Source organism: Aeromicrobium sp. JP4, assembly GCF_054957925.1.
Map to the genome: position 1 here is coordinate 1,704,828 of NZ_CM143290.1, position 25,343 is coordinate 1,730,170.

The 25,343-nt window shown below is 72.0% G+C and carries 25 protein-coding genes and 2 riboswitches; of the genes, 8 read left to right on the forward strand and 17 right to left on the reverse strand.

Annotation, left to right across the window (positions count from 1 at the left end; all coding sequences use genetic code 11):
- Positions 1-49: 49 nt before the first annotated feature.
- Positions 50-544 carry an inorganic diphosphatase gene (locus tag ACY1JX_RS08455; protein WP_462565831.1) on the forward strand — a complete coding sequence of 165 codons (495 nt, stop codon included), beginning with the start codon at positions 50-52 and terminating at the stop codon, positions 542-544.
- Here the strand turns inward: ACY1JX_RS08455 and ACY1JX_RS08460 are convergent.
- A complete protein-coding gene (locus ACY1JX_RS08460) occupies positions 538-1,152 on the reverse strand; it encodes a TetR/AcrR family transcriptional regulator (RefSeq protein WP_231948696.1) in 615 nt (204 codons plus the stop codon). The genes ACY1JX_RS08455 and ACY1JX_RS08460 overlap by 7 nt on opposite strands.
- Before the next feature lie 94 nt (positions 1,153-1,246).
- On the opposite strand from ACY1JX_RS08460, the gene ACY1JX_RS08465 reads away from it, so the two are divergent.
- From ACY1JX_RS08465 to ACY1JX_RS08480, 4 genes are read left to right on the forward strand one after another with little or no spacing between them, the layout of a single operon-like run.
- Positions 1,247-2,071: an SCO6745 family protein gene (locus ACY1JX_RS08465; RefSeq protein WP_462565832.1), complete on the forward strand. Its 825-nt coding sequence runs from the start codon at positions 1,247-1,249 to the stop codon at positions 2,069-2,071.
- Positions 2,028-3,047 (forward strand): nicotinate-nucleotide--dimethylbenzimidazole phosphoribosyltransferase, encoded by a 1,020-nt coding sequence (gene cobT, locus ACY1JX_RS08470; RefSeq protein WP_462565833.1) that lies wholly within the window; start codon positions 2,028-2,030, stop codon positions 3,045-3,047. The genes ACY1JX_RS08465 and cobT overlap by 44 nt, the downstream gene beginning before the upstream one ends.
- The gene (locus tag ACY1JX_RS08475) at positions 3,044-3,823 is read left to right on the forward strand and encodes an adenosylcobinamide-GDP ribazoletransferase (protein ID WP_462565834.1); all 780 of its coding nucleotides are present in this window, start codon (positions 3,044-3,046) and stop codon (positions 3,821-3,823) included. Before cobT ends, ACY1JX_RS08475 begins: the two co-directional genes overlap by 4 nt.
- A complete protein-coding gene (locus ACY1JX_RS08480) occupies positions 3,820-4,422 on the forward strand; it encodes a DNA-3-methyladenine glycosylase I (protein WP_462565835.1) in 603 nt (200 codons plus the stop codon). Before ACY1JX_RS08475 ends, ACY1JX_RS08480 begins: the two co-directional genes overlap by 4 nt.
- Positions 4,423-4,436: 14 nt before the next feature.
- Here ACY1JX_RS08480 and cobU read toward each other — a convergent pair whose 3' ends face one another.
- The 8 genes from cobU to ACY1JX_RS08520 form a co-directional block, all read right to left on the reverse strand.
- The gene (gene cobU, locus ACY1JX_RS08485) at positions 4,437-4,967 is read right to left on the reverse strand and encodes a bifunctional adenosylcobinamide kinase/adenosylcobinamide-phosphate guanylyltransferase (protein ID WP_181754166.1); all 531 of its coding nucleotides are present in this window, start codon (positions 4,965-4,967) and stop codon (positions 4,437-4,439) included.
- A 34-nt stretch (positions 4,968-5,001) separates the two neighbouring features.
- Positions 5,002-6,003, reverse strand: coding sequence for a sugar phosphate isomerase/epimerase family protein (locus ACY1JX_RS08490; protein WP_181754164.1), 1,002 nt, complete (start codon positions 6,001-6,003; stop codon positions 5,002-5,004).
- 19 nt (positions 6,004-6,022) lie between these two features.
- On the reverse strand, positions 6,023-7,144 hold the full coding sequence (locus ACY1JX_RS08495) for a Gfo/Idh/MocA family protein (protein WP_462565836.1): 1,122 nt from the start codon (positions 7,142-7,144) through the stop codon (positions 6,023-6,025).
- Entirely contained in the window at positions 7,141-8,007 is an 867-nt protein-coding gene (locus ACY1JX_RS08500) for a sugar phosphate isomerase/epimerase family protein (RefSeq protein WP_462565837.1), read from the reverse strand. Before ACY1JX_RS08500 ends, ACY1JX_RS08495 begins: the two co-directional genes overlap by 4 nt.
- 70 nt (positions 8,008-8,077) lie before the next feature.
- Positions 8,078-9,250, reverse strand: a complete 1,173-nt coding sequence (locus ACY1JX_RS08505) for a substrate-binding domain-containing protein (RefSeq protein ID WP_462565838.1) — start codon at positions 9,248-9,250, stop codon at positions 8,078-8,080.
- Between the two features lie 11 nt (positions 9,251-9,261).
- A complete protein-coding gene (locus ACY1JX_RS08510; RefSeq protein WP_462565839.1) occupies positions 9,262-10,338 on the reverse strand; it encodes an ABC transporter permease in 1,077 nt (358 codons plus the stop codon).
- Positions 10,335-11,330, reverse strand: coding sequence for an ABC transporter permease (locus ACY1JX_RS08515; RefSeq protein ID WP_462565840.1), 996 nt, complete (start codon positions 11,328-11,330; stop codon positions 10,335-10,337). The genes ACY1JX_RS08510 and ACY1JX_RS08515 overlap by 4 nt, the downstream gene beginning before the upstream one ends.
- The gene (locus ACY1JX_RS08520; protein ID WP_462565841.1) at positions 11,327-12,850 is read right to left on the reverse strand and encodes a sugar ABC transporter ATP-binding protein; all 1,524 of its coding nucleotides are present in this window, start codon (positions 12,848-12,850) and stop codon (positions 11,327-11,329) included. Before ACY1JX_RS08520 ends, ACY1JX_RS08515 begins: the two co-directional genes overlap by 4 nt.
- 93 nt (positions 12,851-12,943) lie before the next feature.
- Between ACY1JX_RS08520 and ACY1JX_RS08525 the strand changes: the two genes are divergently transcribed.
- Positions 12,944-14,110: an ROK family transcriptional regulator gene (locus ACY1JX_RS08525; protein ID WP_462565842.1), complete on the forward strand. Its 1,167-nt coding sequence runs from the start codon at positions 12,944-12,946 to the stop codon at positions 14,108-14,110.
- A gap of 18 nt (positions 14,111-14,128) precedes the next feature.
- Here ACY1JX_RS08525 and ACY1JX_RS08530 read toward each other — a convergent pair whose 3' ends face one another.
- The 7 genes from ACY1JX_RS08530 to ACY1JX_RS08560 all read right to left on the reverse strand — a co-directional run bounded on the left by ACY1JX_RS08530 (position 14,129) and on the right by ACY1JX_RS08560 (position 21,958).
- Positions 14,129-14,770 (reverse strand): hypothetical protein, encoded by a 642-nt coding sequence (locus ACY1JX_RS08530; protein WP_462565843.1) that lies wholly within the window; start codon positions 14,768-14,770, stop codon positions 14,129-14,131.
- Entirely contained in the window at positions 14,767-15,582 is an 816-nt protein-coding gene (locus ACY1JX_RS08535) for an ECF transporter S component (RefSeq protein ID WP_286930281.1), read from the reverse strand. The genes ACY1JX_RS08530 and ACY1JX_RS08535 overlap by 4 nt, the downstream gene beginning before the upstream one ends.
- Positions 15,579-17,180, reverse strand: coding sequence for an ABC transporter ATP-binding protein (locus ACY1JX_RS08540; RefSeq protein WP_462565844.1), 1,602 nt, complete (start codon positions 17,178-17,180; stop codon positions 15,579-15,581). The genes ACY1JX_RS08535 and ACY1JX_RS08540 overlap by 4 nt, the downstream gene beginning before the upstream one ends.
- Positions 17,177-18,319 carry an energy-coupling factor transporter transmembrane component T gene (locus ACY1JX_RS08545; protein ID WP_462565845.1) on the reverse strand — a complete coding sequence of 381 codons (1,143 nt, stop codon included), beginning with the start codon at positions 18,317-18,319 and terminating at the stop codon, positions 17,177-17,179. Before ACY1JX_RS08545 ends, ACY1JX_RS08540 begins: the two co-directional genes overlap by 4 nt.
- A gap of 74 nt (positions 18,320-18,393) precedes the next feature.
- Positions 18,394-18,529: riboswitch (cobalamin riboswitch) on the reverse strand.
- Positions 18,530-18,537: 8 nt separating this feature from the next.
- Positions 18,538-19,383 carry a hypothetical protein gene (locus ACY1JX_RS08550; protein ID WP_462565846.1) on the reverse strand — a complete coding sequence of 282 codons (846 nt, stop codon included), beginning with the start codon at positions 19,381-19,383 and terminating at the stop codon, positions 18,538-18,540.
- Entirely contained in the window at positions 19,380-20,936 is a 1,557-nt protein-coding gene (locus tag ACY1JX_RS08555; protein WP_462565847.1) for a prenyltransferase/squalene oxidase repeat-containing protein, read from the reverse strand. Before ACY1JX_RS08555 ends, ACY1JX_RS08550 begins: the two co-directional genes overlap by 4 nt.
- A 76-nt stretch (positions 20,937-21,012) precedes the next feature.
- Positions 21,013-21,167: riboswitch (cobalamin riboswitch) on the reverse strand.
- Between the two features lie 17 nt (positions 21,168-21,184).
- A complete protein-coding gene (locus ACY1JX_RS08560) occupies positions 21,185-21,958 on the reverse strand; it encodes an endo alpha-1,4 polygalactosaminidase (RefSeq protein ID WP_462565848.1) in 774 nt (257 codons plus the stop codon).
- Positions 21,959-22,017: 59 nt separating this feature from the next.
- On the opposite strand from ACY1JX_RS08560, the gene ACY1JX_RS08565 reads away from it, so the two are divergent.
- Positions 22,018-23,910, forward strand: coding sequence for an acyl-CoA dehydrogenase family protein (locus ACY1JX_RS08565; RefSeq protein WP_286930289.1), 1,893 nt, complete (start codon positions 22,018-22,020; stop codon positions 23,908-23,910).
- 96 nt (positions 23,911-24,006) lie between these two features.
- Positions 24,007-24,756, forward strand: a complete 750-nt coding sequence (locus tag ACY1JX_RS08570; RefSeq protein ID WP_286930292.1) for a hypothetical protein — start codon at positions 24,007-24,009, stop codon at positions 24,754-24,756.
- Between the two features lie 60 nt (positions 24,757-24,816).
- Here ACY1JX_RS08570 and ACY1JX_RS08575 read toward each other — a convergent pair whose 3' ends face one another.
- The gene (locus ACY1JX_RS08575; RefSeq protein ID WP_462565849.1) at positions 24,817-25,305 is read right to left on the reverse strand and encodes a MarR family winged helix-turn-helix transcriptional regulator; all 489 of its coding nucleotides are present in this window, start codon (positions 25,303-25,305) and stop codon (positions 24,817-24,819) included.
- Positions 25,306-25,343: the final 38 nt, after the last annotated feature.

Sequence of the window (25,343 nt, forward strand, 5' to 3'; positions counted from 1 at the left end):
CACGTGCGTCAGACTATGTGACAGCCATCAACACCAAGCCGGAGGAACCGTGTTTTTCGACGTCACCGTGGAAATCCCCAAGGGCGAGCGCAACAAGTACGAGCTCGACCACAAGACCCACCGCATCCGGCTGGACCGCACCCTCTTCACGTCGATGCAGTACCCGGCGGACTACGGGTTCATCGACAACACCCTCGGCAACGACGGTGACCCGCTCGACGCGCTCGTCATCCTTCCCTTCCCGACGTTCCCCGGCTGCGTCATCGAGTGCCGCGCGATCGGCATGTTCAAGATGACCGACGAGGCCGGCGGCGACGACAAGATCCTCTGCGTGCCCGCGGGCGACCCGCGCCACGACCACACGCAGGACGTCGGCGACGTGTCCGACTTCGACCTGCGCGAGATCGAGCACTTCTTCACCAGCTACAAGGACCTCGAGCCCGGCAAGTCGGTCGAGGAAGACTCCGAGTGGGTCGGCCGCGCCGAGGCCGAGGCCGAGATCCAGGCCAGCTTCGAGCGCTTCAAGGCCAACGGCGGCTACTGAGCCGCGGGGTCCCTCCGGGGCCTGACGAGACCGGCGAGCACGTCGCCGAACACGTCCATGTCGATCTTCGGGTCGAGCGCGCGCAGGCCGCCGAGTCCGGCGCCCACCGCGAGCAGGGCCGTGGCCACGTGCTCGACCGGGACCGTGGTCTCGAGCCCCGCGTCCTCGACCGTGGCCGAGATCAGCTGCGCGATCAGGCGGCGCACCTCGCGGTGACGCTTCACCAGCTCCGACGCCACCCAGGGGTTGTGCCGCGCGACGGCGGCGAACTCCACCTCGAGCGCCGTCCAGCGGGGCTCGCCCAGGCCGGACCGCGACCACTCGACGAAGCTCTTCAGGCGCGTCTCGATCGACGTGTCCTCGGTGAACATCTCGTGCACGAGGCGGATCTTCTCGGCGTGGATCGTGTCGAGCGCCGCCATGCAGAGCTCTTCCTTGCCGGCGAAGTTCGAGTACACCGCGCCCTTGGAGAAGCCGGCCTCGACCGCCACCTTGTCCAGCGACGTGCCGGAGTACCCGACGTCCAGGAACATCTGGGTGGCCACCTCGACGAGGCGGTCACGCGTCTGCTGCTGACGCTCGGCACGGCTCACTCTGGTCTGCGTCACGGCGGGCTCCTTCCGGCTTCGCATACCGATGGTATCTGAATCCGGGAGACTGTCGTCCGGCAATCCCCCATTTGGACGCCGCTAGGGTCGGCCCATGACCTCACGAGCCCTCTGGTCGGCGATCGAGAACCTGCACGGCGGCGTCTACTTCGCCCCCGACTCGAAGGCCAGGTACGAGTCGGTCGGCCTCAAGGGCTACTGGATGGGGTACTTCGCCAGCCGGGCCGCCGCGCTCGGGACGCCCGGCCCCCGGCTCGTCGTCGCCACGTTCCACGGCTTCGCCCCGCGCCTCGTGGAGCGCGCGCTGCCCGACGCGTGGCGGATGGCCGACCGCGACCGCGTGCTCGAGCAGCGGTACGCCCTGGCTCGCGACCTCCTCGAGGGCGTCGCCGAGGGCGCGGCGGCCCTCGCGCCGCGGGTCCGATCCGTGCTGCAGGGCGTCGACTGGGCCGGCAAGCCGCTGGCCGCCGCCCACGCCGACCTGCCCGCCTCGGACGATCCCGTCGTCGACTTCTGGCAGTCCGTCACCGCCCTGCGCGAGTACCGGGGCGACTGCCACCTCGCCGTCCTCACGGCTGCCGGGCTCGGCGGCGCGGCGGCCAACGCCCTGGCCGTCGGCACCGGCTGGTCCTGGTTCTCCGACCAGCGCACGATGCGCGGCTGGACCGAGGATGAGTGGGCCGAGGCGATCGCCGGACTCGTGACGCGCGGCTGGCTCGAGCCCGACGGCACCGCCACGGAGACCGGCCGGGCCGCACGCGCCCAACTGGAGGACGCCACCGACCGCGTCGTGGCCGCTGGCCTCGACCGCGAGGCCGCTTCCCGCATGGTGACCCTCGAGGCCGAGCTCGTCGATCTCGCGGGACAATGGGCAGATGATCACCCCGCCCTCGCAGGACGCTCTCTCCGCAGCTCGTGACCGCCTCGCCGCACTGGCGATTCCCGGCGGGGCCCTCGGGCGCCTCGGCGAGCTGGCGGTGTGGTGGTCGTCGGTCCGCGGCGAGGCCACCCCGGCAGCTCCCTCCAACGTGCGAGCCGTCGTCTTCGCGGGCGACCACGGTGTCGCGGCGCACGGCGTCTCGGCCTATCCGTCGGCCGTCACCGGCGCCATGGTGCGGGCCTTCGTCTCCGGCGTCGCGGGCGTGGCCGTCCTGGCCCGCCAGCACGACGTGCACCTGCGGGTCCAGGACCTCGGCGTCGACGGCGACTTCCCCGACCTCGACCCCTCGATCAGCGCGTACAAGATCCGCCGGGGCACCGAGCCGCTGCACCTGACGGACGCGATGACCGCAGACGAGGCGCAGCGCGCCGTCGACGCGGGCGCGGCGATCGCCGCCGAGGAGATCGCGGCCGGCGCCGACCTGCTGATCGGCGGCGACATGGGCATCGGCGACACCACCACGGCGGCGGTCCTCACGGCCGCGGTCCTCGGTCTCCCGGCCGTCGACGTCGTCGGGCGCGGCACCGGCATCGACGACGCGGCGCTGCGGGTCAAGACCGACGTCATCGACACGGCCCTGCGTCGCGCGCAGGACCGCACCTCCGACCCGATCGACCTGCTGAGCGCGCTCGGCAGCCCCGACATCGCCGCCCAGGCCGGGTTCATCAGCGCCGCCGCGCAGGCGGGCGTCCCGGTCCTGCTCGACGGGGCGATCGCCACGGCCGCCGCACTCGTCGCCGAGCGCCTCACGCCCGGCGTCGCCCCATGGCTCGCCGCCGGCCACCGCTCCACCGAGGGCGCGCAGTGGCACGCCCTGAAGGACCTCGGGCTCGAGCCGCTGCTCGACCTCGGCATGCGCCTCGGCGAGGGCTCGGGCGCGGTCGCCGCCGTGCCGCTCGTGCGGTCCGCGGCCCTGCTGCTGTCGGAGATGGCGCGGCTCGACGAGCTCCTGTGAGCCGATTCGGGGACGCGGTCCGCCTGTCCGTCGGGACGTTCAGCGCCGTTCCGGTGCCGGCTCCGCGACGGGTGGACCGCGCCACCGCCGGCGTCGCCGTCGCGATCGCGCCGCTGGCTGTCATCCCGGTCGGTGTGCTGGTGGCCCTGGTCGCCTGGGGCGGGCGGGAGCTCGGGCTGTCCTCAGTTGTCGTCGGCGCGCTCGCGATCGGCCTCGGCGCGTGGGCGACCCGCGGGTTCCACCTCGACGGGCTGGCGGACACCGCCGACGCGCTCGCCTCCTCCTACGACCGCGACCGGGCGCTCACCGTCGCGCGGACGGGTGACGTGGGGCCCGCCGGCGCGGCCACCCTTGTGCTCGTCCTGCTGGTGCAGGCCGCGGCGGCGGGGACCCTGGCGACATGCTGGTCGTGGGGCCCCGTGGCCCTCGGGGGGCTGTGGTGCCTCGCGCGCGCCGCGGCCACCGTGGGTCTGCGGCGCGGCGTCCCCGCGGCACGTCGCGACGGCATGGGCGCCACGTTCGCCGGCAGCATCGGGCCCATCGCTCTGGCCGTCGTGTGGCTGGCGGCAGCCGCGGTCGGCGCGGCGCTGACGGCGGCGACCTCGGCCCCCGTGCTGCAGGGCGTGGTCGCGGTGGCCGTGGCACTGGTGGTGGTCGTCGCCCTGATCGCCCACGTCGTGCGCCGCCTCGGTGGCATCATCGGCGATGCGGTGGGCGCCTCGGTCGAGGTCGCCCTCGCTGTCCTCCTGATCGGCTTCTCGGCGGTGATCCCATGACGTTCCTCGGCCCCGACGGCGAGCCGCGCTGCGACTGGGCCGGCGGCGCCCCCGGCTTCGTGGAGTACCACGACGGCGAGTGGGGCTTCCCGGTCTCCGACGACGTGCGGCTGTTCGAGAAGTTCTGCCTCGAGGGCTTCCAGTCGGGCCTCTCGTGGCGCACGATCCTGGACAAGCGCGAGAACTTCCGCGCGGCGTTCGCGGGATTCGAGCTCGAGACCGTCGCCGCGTTCGACGAGTCCGACGTGCTCCGCATGCTCGCCGACGCGGGCATCGTGCGGCACCGAGGCAAGATCGAGGCGGCGATCAACAACGCCGGCCGCGCGCTGGAGCTGATCGAGTCGGAGGGCTCGCTCGCGGCGTTCGTGTGGCGTCACGAGCCCGATCCCGCCGAGATCCCGGAGCCCCAGTCGCTGACCACCTCGCCCACCGCGATCGCCCTGTCGAAGGACCTCAAGCGGCGCGGCTGGAAGTTCGTCGGCCCGACCACGGTGTTCTCGTTCATGCAGGCGATGGGCCTGGTCAACGACCACGCGCACGACTGCGTGGTCCGCGCCCGCGCCGCCGACGCCCGCGCGGGGTTCACGCCGCCCGCCTGAGCACCGCGAACGGCTCAGAGCCGCAGGACGCGGCCCGAGACGACGAGCAGGACCTCGTCGCAGTCCATCGCGAAGCGCTGGTTGACCTTGCCGAGCAGGTCGCGGAACAGCCGCCCGGAGCGGTGCTCGGGCACGACTCCCCAGCCGACCTCGTTGGTCACCACGACGACGTCCTCGGCGTGGGCCGTCATGGCCTGGACGGCGCGCTCGACCCGGAGCCAGAACTCGGGCTCCCAGTCGTCGAGCGTCTGGTCCCAGCCGTCGAGCTCGCTGATGAGGGCGGTGACCCACGTGCCGAGGCAGTCCACGATCACCGTCCCGTCGGCCATCGCGATGGCGCGCTCCAGGTCGGCGGTCTCGACCGTCTTCCAGTGCTCGGGGCGCCGACCGCGATGGGCCTCGACGCGCGCCGCCCAGTCGGGGTCGAACTCGGGATCGGGGGCCGGCCCGGGAGCGATGTACGTGACGTCGGTGGCCGCGACGAGCATCGACTCGGCATGGAACGACTTGCCCGACCGCACGCCTCCGGTGATGAGGGTCCTCACGCTCGAAGCCTAGTCCCGCCGCGAGCCGCGGCGGTCAGCCTTGGTCGAACACGGAGTCGAAGGAGGCGGTGGGCAGGTCGAAGTCGAAGCGCTTGAGGAACTCGAGAGCCTCGGGCGCGCCCCGGAGCCGATCCATCCCGGCGTCCTCCCACTCCACGGAGATCGGCCCGTCGTAGCCGATGCGCGCGAGCGCACGGAACGCGTCCTCCCAGGGCACGTCACCGCGACCGGTGGAGACGAAGTCCCAGCCGCGACGCTGGTCGCCCCACGGCAGGTGCGACGAGAGGATGCCGTTGCGGCCGCCGCCCATCCGCATGCGGGTGTCCTTGCAGTCCACGTGGTAGATCCGGTCGGCGAAGTCGCTGATGAACGCGACCGGGTCGAGGCCCTGCCACAGCATGTGGCTGGGGTCCCAGTTGATGCCGAACGCCTCGCGGTGGCCGATCGCCTCGAGCGTGCGCACGGTCGACCAGTGGTCGTAGGCGATCTCGGAGGGGTGCACCTCGTGCGCGAACCGGACGCCGCACTCATCGAAGACGTCGAGGATCGGGTGCCAGCGGTCGGCGAAGTCCTGGTAGCCGGCCTCGATGCGCTCGGCGGGAACGGGCGGGAACATCGCCACGTACTGCCAGATCGACGAGCCGGTGAAGCCCACCACGACGTCGATGCCCATCCGCTGAGCGAGGCGCGCGGTGTGCTGCATCTCCTCGGCGGCGCGGCGGCGCACGCCCTCGGGCTCCCCGTCGCCCCACACCCGCGGCCCGACGATGGACCGGTGGCGGTCGTCGATCGGGTCGTCGCACACGGCTTGGCCCTTGAGGTGGTTCGAGATCGCCCAGCAGCCGAGGCCGTGCCGGCGCAGGATCTCCAGCCGTCCCTCGACGTAGTCGTCGTCGTCCCAGCGCCAGGCGTCGAGGTGCTCGCCGGACACGGCGATCTCGAGGCCGTCGTAGCCCCAGCCGGCCGCCAGCTCGGCGACCTCCTCGAGCGTCAGGTCGGCCCACTGGCCCGTGAAGAGCGTGAAGCGCTTGCCCATGGTGTCCCTCCTTCGATGATCAGGATCTCGCGGGTGCGACCGTGTCGCGTCCGGCGACGGCACTGCGCTCGATCGCGTCGAGCACCCGCTGCACCGCCAGACCGTCCTCGAACGACGGCGTGGGGTCGGTGCCGTCCGCGATCGCGGCGAGGAAGCCGGCGGCCTGGGTCGTGAACGTGTGGTCCCAGCCCAGCACGTGACCGGGTGGCCACCACGGCTCGAGGTGGGGGTGGTCGGGCTCGGTGACGAGCACCCGGGTGCGTCCCTCGCCGGTGTCGATCCACAGCTCGTTGAGGCGCTCGAGGTCGAAGGCGACCGAGCCGCGGGACCCGTACACCTCGATCTGCAGGGCGTTCTTGCGCCCGGCGGCCATCCGGCTGACCTCGAGGCTGACCATCGCTCCGCGCGACGTGCCCAGCAGTGCCCACGCGGCGTCGTCGACCGTCACCGGCTCGGGACCGGAGGGCCCGGGCCGGGACCCGACGAACGTCTCCAGCCGGCCCGCGACGCTCGAGACCTCGTCGTCCAGCAGGAAGCGCACCTGGTCGACCACGTGCGAGCCGAGGTCGCCCAGCACCCCGGACCCGGCCTCCTCCTTGCGCAGCCGCCAGGTCATCGGGGCCTCGGGATCGACGAGCCAGTCCTGCAGGTAGGACGCCCGCACCTGACGGACCTCGCCGATCCGGCCCTCGGCGATCACCGAGCGCGCCAGGGCGAGCGCGGGCACGCACCGGTAGTTGAACCCCACCATCGAGCGGACCCCGCGCGCGCGGGCCTGCTCGGCGGCGACGACGAGCTCCGCGGACTCCTCGAGCGTGTTGGTCAGCGGCTTCTCCACGATGACGTGCTTGCCGGCGCGCAGGGCAGCCAGCGCGATCTCGTGGTGCAGGTGCCCGGGGGTGCAGATGTCGACGATGTCCACGTCGTCGCGGGTGACGACGTCGCGCCAGTCGGTGGCTGACTCGCGCCAGCCGAACTGGTGGGCTGCCGAGCGGACGGCCGAGGGATCGCGGCCGACCAGGACCTGCTGGGCGACCGGCGGCAGGTGCGGGTGGAACGCCCCGACGTTGCGCCAGGCGTTGGAGTGGGCCTTGCCCATGAACGAGTAGCCGATGACGGCCACCCCGAGCTCGCGCGTCATCGTGACTCCCCCGTTCGGTTCAGCTCGCGCAGGAACGCCAGTCCGTCGCGCGCCAGGTCGTCCTGCGTCGGCGCGAGGGGCCGCCAGATCGACGCCGCCGTGGCGATCGAGGCGTTCTCGGCCGTGAAGCTCTCGATGACGAGGGGGCCGGTGTGCCCGACCTCGTCGAGGGCGCCGATCAGGGCGTCCCAGTCGGTCTGGTCGCCCCCGGGCGCACCGCGGTCGCTGCCGCAGACCTGGATGTGCACGAGGTGCTCGCCCGCCGCACGGATCGCGCCCGCGCTGGACCGCTCCTCGATGTTCAGGTGATAGGTGTCCAGCGCGAGGCCGAGCGACGCCCCGAGGAGTCCGTCGAGGCCCTCGAGCGCCTGGTCGACCGTGTTGACGAGCGACGTCTCGTAGCGGTTCAGCGGCTCGATGCCGATCCGCACGCCGCGGGACGCCGCGTGCTCCACGACCGGCGCGAGACTCTCGCGCCACTGCCCGTAGGCCTCGCGGCGCTCGTCGGGCGACAGGCGCCACGTGCGGCCGGTCGCCGCGTAGAAGGGGCCGCAGACCGCCTCGGCGCCGATGCCGGCGGCGAGGTCGATGCACCCGCGCAGGTAGTCCTGCGTCGCCGCGACGGCCGCGTCATCGGCCCCGACGAGGTCGCGTCCCGGCGCCATCGCGCCGACGACCGAAGGGGCCAGCCCGGTGCGCTCGAGCGCCGGACCGACGACGTCCACCGTCAGGTCGCCGAGGTTCTCCAGCGGCAGCTCGACCGCGTCGAAGCCGAGGGCGGCGACGTGCTCCAGGCGAGCCTCGACCGTGGCGTCGGTGAGCGGCGACTGCCAGACCCACGTGTTGATGCCGATGCTGCGCACGACTTCTCCTGTCGAGAGGGACGGGTGGGTCCCGGGTGGCGGCGCCGAGTCGCCGCCACCCGGTTCGCGATCAGCGGTCCTGCCAGGCCTTCGGGAAGCCCGGGAGGTCCTCGCCGCCGAACTTGGCGTAGTGCCCGTCCGGCATCCCGTCGTTCGCCTTCAGGTAGTCCGCGCGGTCGTCCTCGGTGATCGGCGACTGGGGCAGGACCCACTCGGCCGGCACCTCCTCGCCCGCGAAGATCTTCTGCAGGGCCAGCAGCGGGGTGCGCCACTGGAAGTTGGAGTACACGGGCGCCAGGCCGGTCAGCCCGGTGTCCTCCCACTTGCGCAGGAAGCTCATCTCGTCCTCACCGGTCATGACCGGGTAGTCCTTGCCCGCGTCCTCGAAGGCCTCGATGGCCGCGACGGCACCGTCACCGGCGTCCATCCAGACGCCCTTGATGTCGTCCTGGTTGATCGCGTCGGTGATGATCTGCTTGATCTTGGTGGGATCGGCGTCGGTGAACTGGTCCTCCGCGTCGATGTCGTTCTCCTCGAAGATCTTCTCGGCCGCGGCCCAGCGGGTCTCCAGGACGTCGACGCCGGGCAGGATGCGCAGCGCGATGACCTTGTCGCCCTTCTCGAGGTTGTCCACGAGGAACTCGGCCGTGTCGATGCCCCACGCGTAGCCACCGATCGGGTGGATGAACGTGGTGGCGCAGTCGGTGTCGACGCCGCGGTCGAACACGACGACCGGCTTGCCGGTCTCACAGGCGCGCTCGACGGCCGGGGTCATCGCGGCCGTGGAGTTCGGCGAGATGATGAAGGCGTCGCAGTTGCCCTCCTTGATGAAGTAGTCGATGTCGGCGATCTGCGTGTCGTCGGAGTCCTGAGCGTCGCGGGTCTCCATCTCCGAGACGACGCCCTCGTCCTGCATCACCTTCAGCTGCTGCTGCATCGTGATCCAGCCGGTCTGGCGCCACGGGTTGCTGATCGAGGCGTTCGCGAAGCAGACCTTCTTGGCGCCCTCGGTCTTGAACTTCGCGGTGTCGGTCATGTCGCCGGCGATGTACTGCATCCACGGCGTGGCGGGATCGCCCTCGAAGGTGGCGCTGCGCTGTTCGTCCTGACGGTCGAAGTCAGCCTGGACGAACCACTCGGTGTCCTTGGATCCCGAGTCGTCGTCGCCGGAGTCGGGCACGTCGTCCGTGCTGCAGCCGGCCAGTACCAGGACGGCCGCGGCCGACACCAGTACCCCTCTCATGGATGCGCGCATCAGTTCTCTCCTGTCGTTGCGCCCGTGGCGGGCTGGGGTGATGGGGGTGGAGAAGTCGTGGGGCCGCGGCGGCGCCCTGCGCCCTGCCAGGCCCGGCCCGCAAGGGCGACGGCGGCGATGATGATGAGGCCCTGCACGGTGTCGCGCCACGTCGACGCGATGCCTAGGCTGGTCAGCAGCACGAAGAGCAGCTCGAGCGCGAAGGCGCCCGCCGCGGCCGAGAGGACCCAGCCGCGTCCGCCGCCGAGCACGACGCCGCCGAGCACGACCGCCGTGATGGCGGCGAACTCGTAGCCGCCGCCGACCGAGGGGTGAACGCCGGCGTAGCCGACCAGCAGGATGCCGGCGACCGTCGCGGACAGGGACGAGATCATGAAGGCCCGCGTCTTGGTCCACCACAGCGGCGTGCCGGAGAAGCGTGCGGACTCGGGGTTGTCGCCGGCGGCGATCAGGGTGCGACCGAACGGACGGCGCATGAGCCACACGGCGAAGATCCCGACGGCGATGAGCACCAGCAGCGGGTACGGGATCATCCCGACGACCGGCACGTTCTCGATGCCGCCGCGGCCGATCTCGCGGAAGCGGTCGGAGGGGTTGCCGGTCGCGGCGCCGCCGGTGACGTATCGCACGACACCCGTCAGCGACAGCATCATGCCGAGCGTGACGATGAAGCTCGGCACCTTGAGCAGCGTGGTGGCCAGCCCGTTGAGCAGCCCGATCCCGGCGCCGACGGCCAGCATCAGCAGCAGCCCCGGCAGGATGCGCGACTCGTCCTGACCGATGACGTTGCCGGCCAGGACGACCTGGGCGGCGATCACCGCGCCCATGGAGAGGTCGAACTCGCCGCTGACGATGACGAAGTACTGGCCCATCGCGGCGATCGCGATCGGCGCCGTGCGACCCGCGAACCGGATCAGCGAGTTGCCCTCGGCGAAGCTCGGGTTGGACACGATGATCGCGAGGAGCAGCGCGATGACGAGGAGGAAGACGGCGCCGCCGGGGGTGGCCAGGACGCCCAGGAACCGTCGGCCGGGGGTGCCCTCGTGGAGGGGCAGCGCGCGCACGCTCATGCTCATGAGACGACCTCCTTCGTCGCGCCGAAGCGCTCGGGTCGCCGGTCGATCTCGCGGCGCGCGTAGACGGCGACCGCGACGACGATGACGATGCCGCGCACGACGTCCTTCAGGAACGGGTTCAGCTCCATGACGCCCATGACGTTGTCGAGGACGGCGAAGATGCCGACGCCCGCGATCGTGCCGACGATGCTGCCCTTGCCGCCCGACAGCAGGGTGCCGCCGAGCACGACCGCCGCGATGGACATCAGGTCGTAGCCGGCCTGCGAGCCGACCGTCGGCTGGCCGACGCCGAGGCGCGCGAGCAGCAGCAGTCCGGCGAGGGCTGCCGTCACGGAGCAGATGACGTGCGCCGCGACGATCGGCACCTGCGTCCGGACGCCCGACATGCGGGCCACCTCGGCGTTGCCGCCGACGGCGTAGATGTGGTGGCCGAGGCGCGTGCGACGCAGCATCAGCACGGCCAGCCCGGCACACGCGAGCATGATGAGCGTGGCCACCGGCACGGGGCCGATCCGCGTCGCGTCGAGCAGCCGGAAGGCGTACGGCGCCGTGCCCGAGCTGCCCTGGTAGTTCGACCCGAGGAAGCCCGAGACGATCAGGCCGGTGCCGAGCGTGGCGATGAAGCCGTGGACGTGGAGCATGCTGACGATCAGGCCGTTCAGCAGGCCGAAGAGCACCGCGACGCCCAGCGCCACGGCGACGCCGAGGGCGATGTTCGCGGAGCGGTCGGCCATGATCCCGCCGGCCAGCACGCTGGCGAGGCTGACCATGAAGGGCACGGAGAGGTCCAGCGACCCCACGAGGATCACGAGGGTCTGGCCGATCGCGATCAGGCCCAGGATCGTCATGGTGGTCAGGACGTTGTCGATGTTGCCGACGCTGAAGAAGTTGCGGCCCTCGAGTGCCGTGATGATCGAGCCGGCGACGATCGAGACCGCCAGCACGACGAACACGATCATCGTCGAGTCCAGGCCCGCGAGACGTGCCCTCATGAGGCGATCTCCTCGTCCAGTCCGGCGGCGAGCGACAGGATCGTCTCCTCGTCGGACCCGCCGGGCAACTCGCCGGCGAGCCGGCCGTCGCGCATCACGAGGACGCGGTCGGACATCCCGATCACCTCGGGCAGCTCGCTGGACACCATGAGCACGGCGATCCCGCGGGCGGCCAGCTCGCGCATCACCTCGTAGATGGCGTGCTTCGCGCCGACGTCGATACCGCGCGTGGGCTCGTCGAGCAGCACGATCTTCGGGTCGGTGACCAGCCAGCGCGCCAGGACGACCTTCTGCTGGTTGCCGCCGGACAGGAACTGGGCCTCCTGGCTCAACGAGCGGGCCGAGACCGACAGCGAGCCGAACAGGCCGGGCACCTCGCGCCGAGCGGCGTCGGTGCGGCGCGGGAAGACGGCGCGAACCACGCCGAGCGCGTTGTCGAGCAGGGACTGCTGCAGGGCCAGGCCGGTGGCCTTGCGGTCCTCGGTCACGAGCGCCAGGCCGGAGCGGATGGCGCGGCGCGGGGAGCCGATCGGCGTGGCAGCACCGTCGACGGTGACCTCGCCGCGGGTGAAGGGCTCGATCCCGAAGATCCCCTCGAGTAGCTCGGTGCGGCCGGAGCCCTGCAGGCCCGCGATGCCGACGATCTCGCCGGCGTGCAGCGTCAGGTCGATGTCGTCGACGTAGCCGTTGCCGGCGCCGCGCAGCTGGAGGCGCGGCTCGCCCACCGTGGTGCCGGGCGTCGGGTCGGGGATGAACGAGTCCATCGGGCGTCCCACCATGAGGCGCACCAGGGTGGCCTCGTCCAGCTCGGAGGCGGGGCGCGTGTCGACCTGGCGACCATCCTTCAGCACGGTCACCGTGTCGCACAGGTCGAGGACCTCGCGCAGCCGGTGGGAGACGTAGACGATGGCGACGCCGCGCGAGGTCAGCCGGCGCACGATCCCGTAGAGCAGCTCGACCTCGTGGTCGGCCAGCGCGGCGGTCGGCTCGTCCATCTGGATGACGCGGGCGTCGAAGCTGACGGCCTTGGCGATCTCGACGATCTGCTGCTCGGCGACCGAGAGCGAGCGGACCCGGCGCGACGCGCGCAGGCCCTCGATGCCCAGCCCGCTCAGCAGCGCGGTGGTCTCCTGCTCCATGCGGCGCGTGTCGACGAGGCCACCGCGTCCACGGGGCTCGCGACCGAGGTGGATGTTCTCGGCGATGGTCCGCTCGGGCAGCAGGTTGAACTCCTGGAAGACCGTGGCGAGTCCGGCGCGCTGGGCCTCGACCGGGTGGCTGAAGGTCACCGCCTCGCCGTCGAGCTCGATGGAGCCGGAGTCGGCCGGGTGCACGCCGGCGAGGATCTTCATCAGCGTCGACTTCCCGGCGCCGTTCTCGCCCACGAGTCCGAGCACCTGTCCGGCGACCAGATCGAGGTCCACACCGTGGAGGACCTGGTTGCCGACGAAGGCCTTCGTCACGGCGCGGACGCGCAGCACCGGCGCGTTCTCGCGCACGTTCGGGTCAGCCTCGTTCACGCAAGCACTGTGACACAGATCTCCACTTCTGTCGAGTATTCGGTAAAAGTTGTCGGCTGGACGTTCAAAAGGCGGAATGGTTGAATCAGCACCGTGAAGACCAGCGACGTGTTCGCACTGCTCCAGCGCGAGGGTCGGCCCATGACCCGCGCCGAGCTGGCGGCGTCGAGTGGTCTGGCGCGCTCCACCGTGGCCTCACGCGTGGACCTCCTTCTGAAGCTCGGGCTGATCGCGCCGTACGGGGGCCGCAGCTCCACGGGCGGCCGTCCGCCGTCGCTGCTCGCGGTCAACACCGGGGCGCGCGTGGTGGCCGCGATCGACCTCGGCGCCCGGCACGCCCGCGCCGCGATCGTCGACCTCTCCGGTGCCGTGCTGGCGCAGGATCGCGAGGACCTGGACATCGCCGACGGCCCCGTGCCCGTCCTGCGTTGGGTGACCGCGACCGTCGACCGCCTGATGCTTCAGACCGGCCGCCCCCGCACGGACCTCGCCGGCATCGGCATCGGCCTGCCCGGCCCCGTGGAGCACTCGACCGGTCGCGCGATCAACCCGCCGATCATGCCCGGGTGGGACCGGTTCGACGTGCCGCAGTTCGTCCGGCGCTCGTTCGACGTGCCCGTGCTCATCGACAACGACGTGAACATCATGGCGCTGGGCGAGCAGGACACCCAGTTCCCCGACGAGGACGACCTGATCCTCATCAAGGCGGCCACGGGCATCGGCGCGGGCATCATCGCCGGCGGCGCGCTCCAGCGCGGCGGGCAGGGCACCGCCGGGGACATCGGGCACATCCGCGTCTCCCGCGGCAGCGACGTGCTGTGCCGCTGCGGCAACGTCGGCTGCCTCGAGGCGCTGGCCGCCGGGCCCGCGATCGCGCGGGTGCTGGACCGGCCCGGGGTGACCACGGCGACCCACGTCGTCGATCTCGTCCGCTCCGGCGACCTGGCCGCGATCCAGGCGGTGCGCCAGGCGGGCCGCGACATCGGCGACGTGCTGGCGATGATCGTGAACTTCATCAACCCGTCGGTCGTCGTGATCGGCGGCGCCCTCGCCGAGGCCGGCGAGCACCTGCTGGCCGGCATCCGCGAGGAGGTCTACCGGCGCTCCTTGCCGCTGGCCACCGAGCACCTGCGCATCGTGCCGTCGGTCAGCGGCGAGCAGTCCGGCGTCCTGGGCGCCGCGGCCATGGCGATCGCGCACGTGCTCTCGCCCGAGGCGATCGAGCAGGCCAGCGCCGAGCTGCTGGCCGCGGCCGACTGACGCCTGCCGCTCCCAGGGTCAGTCGCGGCGGCGGCGCGCGACGACGAAGGCGGCCACGGCCACCAGCAGGGCGGCGACGATCGCGATGGGCAGCGCGACCGTGGCGAGGGAGGACGACTCATCGTCGGTCACGGCCTGGTCGCCGTGGTTCTCGTGGTCCGCGACCTCGGCATCGGCACGCGTGGAGGCGTCGGCGGCGGCGTCGACCGGGACGTTCTCGCCGTCGGCCATCAGGTGGTACTTGAGCGCGATGAAGTCGCCCGGGACGAGCTCGTACTCCTGCAGGCCCACCGAGGCGTAGCCCCAGTCCTGGCCCTCCTGGGCCACCAGGAACGCCCAGTAGCCCGGGCCGTTCAGCGCGTTGCCGCACTTCTCCTGCTCCGGTGCCGGCAGTCCGTCGATGCGGCACACCATCGGCATCGCACCGCTCGTCTCCGCGGTCTCGACGCCGGCGGCGTTGAGGGCCTCGAGGCCGGTCGTGCCCACGGCGTCCTGGGCACACACGACCCGGTCCTCGCCGTCGAGCGAGCCGAACTCCAGCACGATCGGGACGTCACCGGCCGCCTCGCAGGACTCCTCGGCGGTGGCCGTCGTCGGCAGCGCGACGACGCTCGCCGACAGCAGGGTCACCGCGGCGAGGCGGGCGAGCAGGCTCTTCATGTGGACTCCTTGGAGAGGTACCGGGCGCGCCGGGCGGCGCGCCTCAACGTGGCCAGGACGGCCGGCCCGAGCACGAGCACCAACACGCAGTTCGTGATCGCGCGGCCGAGGTCCCAGCCCCAGAACGAGGTGAGCAGGGTGAAGACGAGGAAGCGCTGGAGGTTCTCCAGCACGGGGTCGCCCGGCACCATGGCCAGCGAGTCCTCCGCGCCGGGGATCGCGATGCCGAGGGTGAACGGCCAGGACGACAGGTTCATCAGCAGCCCGTAGGCGAACGCCGCGATCACCGTGTAGACCGCGAGCACGGCGATCTCCGACCGCCCGGTGAACCGCCGCGGCAGCAAACCGGCGCCCATGCCGACCCATGCCGCGCACAGCATCTGGAACGGCAGCCACGGCCCCACGCCGGAGGTGAGCAGCGCCGACGCGAACAGACTCGTGCACCCGAGCACGAAGCCGAAGCCCGGCCCGAAGACGCGACCGCCGAGGATCAGCAGGAAGAAGATCGGCTCGACACCGGCCACGCCCGCGCCGAGGGGCCGCACGGCGGCGTTGATCGCGCTCAGCACCCCCAGCATCGCGAGCGCCTTGGAGTCCAGTCCGCCCTCGGAGAGCTCCGCGATCACCACGAGGACGACCACCGGCATCAGGACCATGAAGATGAAGGGCTGGTCCACACGGGTCTGGTCCGGCGCGGGCGCGAAGATCAGCGGCCACAGCAGCATGAGCAGCCCCGCGACGCTGGCGGCGCCGAGCACGAGCGCGGACCGCAGGGTGACCGGGACGGCCTCGGCGGATCGCAGGCCGCTCACCGGACCACCTCCGTGGGCAGCGCGGCCGACACCTCGTCGACGGTGAGCCAGTCGTGACCGAGCACCTTCGACACCTGGGGCGCGAAGGCGGGCGACTCCGCCAGCACCGTGCGGACCGGCCCCGTGGAGACGATCTCGCCCTCGGCCATCACCGCGACGGTGTCGGCCACGGTGGCGACGAACTCCACGTCGTGGCTGGACACGACGATCCCGCGACCCTCGGCGGCGAGGTCGCGCAGGATCGCCGCGAGGGCCGCCTTGCCCGGGTAGTCGAGGCCGCGGGTCGGCTCGTCCAGCGCGACCACCGCGGGGTGGGCCGTGAGGACGATCGCCAGGACGAGGGCCAGCTTCTGCCCCTCCGAGAGGTCGCGCGGATGACGGTCGCCGGGGATGCCCGGCGCGAGACGGTCGAGCAGCGCGCGGCAGGTCCCCGGGTCGACGACGGACTGGTCGTCGGCGGCGGCGCACTCGCGGTCGACGGTCTCGAGGTACAGCAGGTCGGAGGAGGTCTGCGGGACCAGGCCGACCAGCATCCGCGCCTCGGCCGGGCGCACGTCGCCCGGGTCCACCCCGTCGACGTCGACGACGCCCGCGGCCCGCGCGCCCGTGCCCTGCACGGCCCAGAGCAGCGAGCTCTTGCCCGACCCGTTGCGGCCCATGAGCGCGACGACCTCACCGTGGCCGACCTCCAGGTCGACCTCCTTCACGGCCGCGAAGCGCCCGTACTGCACGGTGATCCCCCGCGCTCGCAGCGCCGGCGGACGCTCGAACGGCACGTGAACGGGCGGCGGACCGAGCCGCGAGGCGAGCGGCCTCACCCGGCGCCGCGCCTCACGGACGGACAGCGGCAGCGGGCTCCAGTCGGCGAGGCGTCCGAGGTGCACGAGCGGCGGCGCGACCGGCGCGTCCACGAGCAGGGCCGCCGTCTCGCCGATGCGGACCCGGCCGTCCTCGACCACGACGAGCCGGTCGGCGAACGGCACGACGCGCTCCATCCGGTGCTCCGCGACGACGACGGTGAGCGCCAGGTCGTCGACGAGGCGCGCGATCGTGGCCAGGACGTCCTCGGCCGCGGTGGCGTCGAGCGCCGAGGTGGGCTCGTCGAGCACGAGCACGCGAGGGTGCATCGTCAGCACGGAGCCGATCGCGACGCGCTGCTGCTGGCCACCCGACAGCGAGCGCACCGAGCGGCGCCTCAGGTCGGCGATGCCGAGCAGGTCGAGCGTCTCCTCGACGCGGCGACGCATCGTCTGCGGGTCGAGGCCGAGGTGCTCCATGCCGTAGGCGAGCTCCTCCTCGACCACGTCGGCCACGAAGCCCGAGGCCGGGTCCTGCGCGACGTAGCCCACGAGGTGCGCCAGCTCGCGCGGCGGCCTGCCGAGGACGGACGAGCCGTCGATGCGGATGTCGCCGCCGAGCGTGCCGCCGGTGAAGTGGGGCACGAGGCCGTTGAGCATCCCCAGCAGCGTCGACTTGCCCGAGCCGGTGCGGCCGGACACCAGCACGAGCTCGCCCTCCTCGATCTCGAGGGAGACGTCGCGCAGCGTCGGGTCCTGGGCGCCGTCGTACCAGAAGGTCACGTCGTCGAACGAGATCATGCGTCCTCGCCTCCCACGTGGTCGTGGGCGACGGGCGCCTGCGGGGCGACGAACACGGGCAGGATCCCGATGGCGACCACCACGAGCGACAGCACGCTGAGCGACGGCCAGCCCGGGACGTCGGGGTAGATCACGGGGATCTGCTGCGTCGAAAGCACCTTGAGTCCGATCGCTACGGCGAGGCCGGACGCCGCGGTGAGGTACTCGGCCACCTGCCAGGCGATGGGACGGTAGCGGGTGCGGTGCACCCGGCGTCCCGCCGACCGCAGGGCCAGCACCGCGAAGACCAGGCCGAGGGCCAGCATCGGGTAGGACAGGAAGCGCGGGGCCGTGCCGTCGAGGTAGCCGTAGGTGCCCACGCTGAGGCCGAACAGGCCCACCAGCATCAGCACCCCCGTGGCGAAGCGGTCGCGAGGCGCGACCGTGCCGGAACGGCCGTAGCCCCGCGCGTCCATCCCGGCGGCGAGCGTCATCGAGCGGTCGAGGGCGTCCTCCAGCACGGGGATGACGATGCGGTGCATCGCGCCGGTGCCGCGGCTCGCGTCACCGCGCAGCTTGCGCGCGCGGTTCACCCGGCGCACGCTCTCGGCCAGCTGGGGGAAGACCGAGACGGCGACGACCAGGGCCGCGCCGACCTCGTAGAGCGCCGGCGGCGCGGCGGCGAGCAGCTTCTTGGGGTTCGCCAGGGAGTTCGCCGCGCCGATGCAGATGATCAGCGTGGCCAGGCGCATGCCGTCGTAGAGGCCCAGCAGCACCTCGTTGACCGTGACGTCACCGAGCAGCTGGACGCCCCGCGCCACCTCGGGCAGCGGGATCTCGGGCAGGCCGAACAGCACGGGGTCGCCCGGTGCCGAGCCGCCGCCGAGCAGGATGCGGAAGACGACGCGCATCACCACGATGAGCAGCCCGAAGTACAGGTAGTACCGGAACGACAGCGCCCACGGGGCGTCGCCGCGGCACGCCGCCACCACGAGCGCCGCGATCGCGACGATGACCAGCAGCAGGAAGGGGTTGAGCGTGAACGACGCGCCCGCCGCGAGGCCGAGCGCCCACAGCCACCACGCGCCGGGGTGCAGCTCGCGCCGGGGACGCCCGGTGGCGGGGCTCCTGACGGGGGTGGAGTCGACGACGGCGGTCATCCGGTCCCCTTCCCCGCGGTACGGGGGCGAGGTCCACGAGGGCGATCGCCCACCCGTCGTTGCGCGACAACATGTGGTGGTGGCCGTCCGGCGCGGGTTCCCGGCTCGCTCCGCCGGGTGGGGCGGGGCTCACGGTTGCGGCACAGCACCGGAATCTCACCGGTTTCCCCTGGGCCGGACGTTGGTCCAACGCCCGCGAGTCTACTCCCCCGCGACCGTCAGCCCGACCGGCGTCGGTACCACGTGACGCCCCCGGCGGCGGCCAGCAGCACCACGACGCCGGCTCCCGCGACCAGCGCGGCGGGCGACGTCGAGTCGGACCCGGCCTCACCGGCCGTCGGCTGGACCGCCGGTGCTCCGGCGACGGGCTCGTCCCCACCGGAGGTCGTCGGCGCCTCGGCGCTGGGCGTCGCACCGGACGACGGGGTCGCCGACGGGGTCGGCCCCGACGTGGCCGGCGAGGTCCCCGCGGACGGGGTCGCCGAGGCGCCGGGGACGGCCGCCTTCGGCGCGGCGGTCGCGGTGGTGCGCTCGGTCGAGCCCTTCGGGCGCGGCTTGTCCTTCGCACCCGGCTTCGACGTCCCGGAGGTCGGACGCGTCGTCTCCCGGGTGGGCTCCGGTGCGACCGTGGGCTGCACCGACGGCCACGTGCGCGAGGACGAGGTCTGGAACACGAACGCGACGGAGCCGCCCTGCGGCACCTTCAGCGCGGAGGCGCCCAGGCTCGAGTAGGCCCAGCCGGACTTCCCGTCCGAATAGAACAGCGCCCAGTAGGCGTCGCTCGGGGAGGCCTCGACGCAGGGGTCCGACGCGGGCGCACCGTCGACACGGCACACGAATCCCGGAGCGCGCGACGCGTAGGTCAGCCGGTGGCCGGCCTCGGTGAAGTTGCTCGCGGCACGGCCACCACCGTCGGAGTCGCACCCGACGCTCGAGCCCACCACGACCGTGACGCCCTGGCTGCCGCTGCACGCCGCGGCCTGGGCCGGTGCGCTGAGGGACGCGGGTCCGGCGGCGACCCCGAGGAGGGTCGCCGCCAGGACACGACGGAGCAGTCGGCTCACTTGACGACCCGGAAGACCTTCGCCCCGCTGCGGTTCGCGTACGCGCCGAAGACCGTCACCTTCGCCTTGCCGAGCTTCTTGCCGACACGGAAGGTGTGGGAGTAAGTGCCGTTCGACGAGGCCGTGCCGCGCTTGACGAGCTTCCCTCGGTAGTAGACGCGCACCGGCTCGCGGGCGGTGAGTCCGCCCACGACGACGCGCTGGAACCTGTTCTTCCTGACCTTGGTCCTGGCGACCTTGGTCGTCAGCGTGCGCTGGGCCAGGACCGGCACGGTGGTCGAGCCGGCTCGGTTCGCACGCGAGCCCGTCACCGTGATCGTCCGGGCGGCGTTGCCGGCGGGAGCCTTGACGCTGGCCGAGACGGCGCCGCTCGCCGGGACCGTGCCCGTGACGGTCCCTCCGCCGGAGACGGCGATCCGGACCTTCTCACCCGCCGCGAGCCCCGCGGCGGTGACCTTGATCGTGCGGCCGGCTGCGACGTACGCCGCGGCCTTCGTGACGGTGACCCTGGCCGCCGGCAGCTGCGCCTGGACGCCCGCCGCGGCCTGCGTGGTAGCTCGGATCCACTGGTCGCGCGTCTCGTCGGTGATGCCCTCCGCCTTGCCGTCCGCGAGCGCGGCCACGTCGTAGGCGATGCTGCCGGTCTCGGTGGCCAGTCGGGAGTCCTCGGCGACCGCGTCGGTGACCTGGTGCCTCGCGACCCAAGCGGCGGCGGATCCGGCCGCGCCCGGCTGGCCGACCGATGCGAGGACCTTCGCCGCCTTGCCGGTCGAGTTGGTGTTCGGGACGCCGTCGCCGACGAAGGAGCCGTCCTGGGCCTGCGCCTTGAGCATCGCCGCGGTGGCGGCGGTGATCGCTGCGTCGGCGCCCGCGATGCCTTCGCTCCGGGCCGACAGGAGGGTTTCCACGGCGAACGCCGTCGAGTCGATGGCGGTCACGGACGGGCAGGCACCGGTGTACACCTGCTTGAACGAGCCGTCCGCGCACTGCTGCGACAGCAGGTAGGCCACGGACTCGTCGGCCTCGTCACTCCCACCGAGGATCAACGCACGCGTGGCCCAGGCCTGGCCCACCCCGCCGAAGGTGAGATCCGGGTCGATCTCGCCCGTGGCGTCGTCGGTGACGTTCTCGATACCGGCGATGAGATCCGTGCCGTTCACGTTGCGGGGATCGCCGCCCGACGCGGCGACCGCGCTGGCGAGCTTCCCGGCCGACGCGGGGTAGAACGTGACGCTCGTGCCGTCGTCGTAGGTGGTGTAGTCGCTCACCCGGGCGCTGACAGCCTCGATGATGCGCGTCTGCGTGGAGGGGCGGGTCTGGAGGTCGTTCAGCGTGAAGAACACGTCGAGCGACAGTCCGTAGTCGTCGAAGCCGCCCCAGTTGGGGTTGTGGACCAGCCCGTTGGTGAGCTGGTCGTCGAGCCAGCGGGCCGCGGACCAGGCGTAGCTGTTCGGGGCTGCGGAGGCGGCCGGGGCGACGGCGACGGCGGTGGACACCGCGACCGCGCCGCCTGCGAGCACCGCGAGGGCGCGTCGACGCAGGGATGTACTCATGGGGGTTTCCTTCCCGCTGCACAGGACGGGAAGGGGCCGATGTCATCAGCTCCGCCCGCTGCGTTCCTCGACAGCGTGTGGCCGGTTCCGACAGGCAGGTGCTCCGGCTCGCCGTCCCGAGGGGCGGTCTCACGGTTGCGGGTCAGCGCCGGATTCGCACCGGCTTCCCCTGGCACTGCGGAAGGTGATTGTTCAGGCGCACTCTAACAGGCCGGGAGCCCCCGCTTTCCCTCTCCTCGAGGCAGAGATCAGCACGTGCGGTAGACGTGGCCCTTGGCGCCGCGCGGGACGACGTCGCGATCGCGGAGCAGGACCGAGATCCTCGACCCGCGCGCGCGACAGGCACGCGTGAACGCGCGGCGGCCGTTGTCGGTGTACTCGATCTCGATGACGTGGCGGCCGTACATCCGCGTGTACCGGCCGCACTCGCGGTACACCTCGCACTCCTCGGCCACCGCGAAGTCGAAGCCGAGCCTGCGGCCGTTGATCTCGGCGGTGTTCTTCTGGGCGATGGCGAGGCCCTCGGAGTGGGCGGCGGTGACGAGGCGCTTGGCGTAGGCCCGCGCCTGCGATCGCCGGATGAGCCGCTTCGACCGGGTCCACGAGTCGAGGTTGTCCGGCTCCACCGCCCGGTACCCGCGATCGGCGCAGGAGGCGAACCACGTCCGCATCACCCGTGCCGCAGCCGCGCGCTTGCCCGGGGAGCGCAGGTCGAGCAGCACCTCGTCGGGCCAGCCGGCGTCGCGCACGACGCGTCCCCTGCCGTCGCGCAGCAGCAGGCTCGGGTGCCTCTTCTTCCACCAGCGCAGGCTGCCCGGCTGCGTCTGGAACGCGTTCACGTAGCAGATCGAGTACACGCCGGGCGCGGGCTTCTCGGTGCGATCGCGCACGACGACGTCCACCTTCGAGGCGGGCCGGTACGCCCCACCGAGCTGGTAGTCGGCGACCCCTCCGGCCGGCGGGAGCGTGACGGGCGTGACCGCCGCGAGCACCGCGAGCAGCAGGGAGGACAGGAAGGCCATGCCTCAGGAGTACCAGTCTTCGCCGTGTCGTGGTGGGCCGCCGCCACTAGCCTGTGCCCATGAGTCTCGGTGAGGAACTTCGACGGTCCATCGACGGCAAGTGGCGCCACGTGCGTGAGCAGAGCCGGGCGGAGCTGGCGCAGCTGGACCTGGCGTACGACCACTCGCTCACCCTCGACGAGGCCCGCGAGCGCGTGCTCGACCAGATGAAGCAGCTCGTGCCCACGGGCATCCCCGCGGCCGGCTTCCGCACCGAGAACGGCGGCACCGGCGATCCGGGGATGGCAGTCACGGGCATCGAGATGCTGGCCCAGTTCGACCTGTCGCTCATGGTGAAGGCCGGCGTGCAGTGGGGCCTGTTCGGCGGCGCGATCGAGAACCTCGGCACCGAGCGCCACCACGAGAAGTACATTCCCGCGCTGATCAACCTGGACCTGCTCGGCTGCTTCGCGATGACCGAGACCGGTCACGGCAGCGACGTGCAGAGCCTCGAGACCACGGCCACGTACGACCCCGCGACGCAGGAGTTCGTGGTCCACTCCCCCACGCCGTCGGCGCGCAAGGACTACATCGGCGGCGCCGCCAAACATGCGCGCGTGGCCGCGGTGTTCGCCCGCCTCATCACCCTCGGCGAGGACCACGGAGTGCACTGCTTCGTCGTGCCGATCCGCGACGAGGCCGGCGAGGACCTGCCGGGCGTCACCACCAGCGACTGCGGGTTCAAGGGCGGGCTCGGCGGTGTCGACAACGGCCGCCTCATGTTCGACCAGGTGCGGATCCCCCGCGAGAACCTCCTGAACCGGTACGGCAACGTCGACGAGGGCGGCGTCTACTCCTCCCCCATCGACAGCCTCAACGCGCGCTTCTTCACCATGATCGGCACGCTCATCCGCGGCCGAGTCAGCGTGGGTGGCTCCGCCCGTGCCGCCGCCGAGGTGGCGCTCAGCATCGCCGGTCGGTACGCGCTCCAGCGGCGTCAGTTCGAGGGTGTGCCGGGCGAGGAGACCGTGCTGATGGACTACCGGATGCACCAGCGTCGCCTGCTGCCCCTGCTGGCCGAGGCCTACGCGTTCCGCTTCGCCCACAACCAGCTCGTCGCGCGCATGCACCGCCTGCAGACCGAGGCCGACCCCGACGCCCACGCGCAGCGCGAGCTCGAGGGACGTGCCGCCGGCCTGAAGGCCGCGCTCACCTCGTTCGCGACCCGCGCGATCCAGGAGTGCCGCGAGGCCTGCGGCGGTGCCGGGTACCTGGCCGAGAACCGGCTCACGACCCTCAAGGCCGACAGTGACGTGTTCACCACGTTCGAGGGTGACAACGTCGTACTGCTGCAGCTGGTCGCCAAGGAGCTGCTGACCTCGTACGCCCAGGAGGTCACCGGCCTCGACCCGGTCGGCATGGTGAAGTTCGCCGCCAGCACCGTGGCCGAGACGGTCAAGGAGCGCACCGCCGCCGCCCAGCTGATCCAGCGGCTGATCGACGCCCGCTCGCGCGACGACGACCACAACCTGCTCGACCGCGGCACGCAGCTGGACCTCTTCGAGGACCGCGAGCAGCACGTCATCGAGACGGCCGCCCGGCGCCTGCGCCGCGCCGGCAACGACAAGGGCGCCGCCTTCGCCGCGTTCAACGCCGCCCAGGACCACGTGGTCAAGATCGGCCAGGTGCACATCGACCGGGTCGTGCTGGAGGCGTTCACCGCCGGCATCGCCCGGACCGAGGACGACGCCGCGGCCGACGTCCTGCGCGACGTCTGCTCCCTCTACGCCCTCACCATCATCGAGCGCGACAAGGCCTGGTTCATGGAGCACAACCGCATCAGCGACACGCGCGCCAAGGCGGTCACCACCGAGGTGAACGCCCTGCTGGAGAAGCTGCGACCCCACACGCTCGCGCTCGTCGAGGGACTGGGCGTGCCGGAGGAGAGCCTCGGCGCCGAGATGCTCGGCTGAGATCACATCCGCGACTTGATGGTTCTTCGGAACTATCCGGTCCAGCCGTGGCAGACTGACGCTGCTCAACTCATACATTTCGTCTCGGGGAGAAAAATGAACCGACGCATCACCCAGGTCGCGGTCGCCGCCGCGGCCGCCATGGCGCTCTCGCTGGCCACGCCCGTGTCTGCCCAGGCTGCCGAGTCCGGCGCCATCGCTCCGGCGCCGAAGGCCGCGTCCGCGCCGTCCGTCGCCACGCCCAGCGCCATCACGCGCAACCCGGCAGCCGCGCCGTCCGTGACCCGCCTGTCCGTGGGCCGCGGCACGCTCTACTACACCGGCAACACCTACGTGCCGGCCGCGATCAACTACAACGTGCCCGACGGCTGGAGCAGCATCCCCACCGCGCGCCTCTCGATGAACGGCCGCAGCGCCAACGTCGACCTGTTCGACGGCAGCTCCATCCGCGTCCCCAGCTCGTGGGGCGCCGGCGCGTACCGCGTCGACCGCATCACGTTCCGTCGCTACGACGGCACCGCCACGCACATCGCGCCCAACTCCCTCACGTTCCGTGTCCGCCAGGGCGTGCAGTGGAACTACAGCCCCATCACCAAGCGCGGCTCCAAGGTCACGTTCAAGCTCAAGGGCTTCAAGACGTTCACCGGCACCCGCTGGGTCTCGGTCAAGAAGGTCAAGCTTCAGGTCAAGAAGGGCAAGAAGTGGAAGACCGTGAAGACCATCCGGGTCAACGCGAACGGCCACGGCAAGTACTCGCTCAAGTCCAAGAAGAAGCGCCCCTACCGCGTGTACATCCCGACGACCACGCGCGTCCAGGGTGCGGTCAGCCGCGCGACCCGCATCTGATCTGATCCACGCCGAGCGCCGGTCCACCTTCGGGTGGGCCGGCGCTTCGCGTTCGGGGGCTCAGCTCCAGTCGTCGCGGCGCAGCGGGGTGAGCAGCTCGTGGATCGTGCGCTGGTCCTGCGCGCTGACGCCGCCCACGCCGAAGTCGAGCTCCGTTAGCGCCTCGGTGGCGGCGTCGAGCACCTTGGTGCCGGCCGGCGTGAGCGAGGCGAGCGCCCGGCGCCGGTCGCGCGGGTCGATGTTGCGGTCGACGAGCCCGTCGGCGACGAGCCGGTCGATGACGTTGGTGACCGAGGTGGGGTGCACCATGAGCCGCTCGCCGATCTTCGACAGCGGCAGCGATCCCGAGGAGCTGAACGACAGCAGTCGCAGCACCTCGTAGCGCGCGAAGGTGATGCCGAACGGCTTCAGGGCACCGTCGAGGCGGGCCAGCACGATCTGGTGGACCCGCATGATCGAGGTCGCCAGGCGCATCGAGGTCGCGTCGCCGATGCGCTCCTCCCAGAGCTCGCCGGCGCGCTCGAGCGGGTCGAAGTCCAGTCCTGGCATGGCTCCACCGTAGCCATCCGCACCGCCCTGCGCGTCCA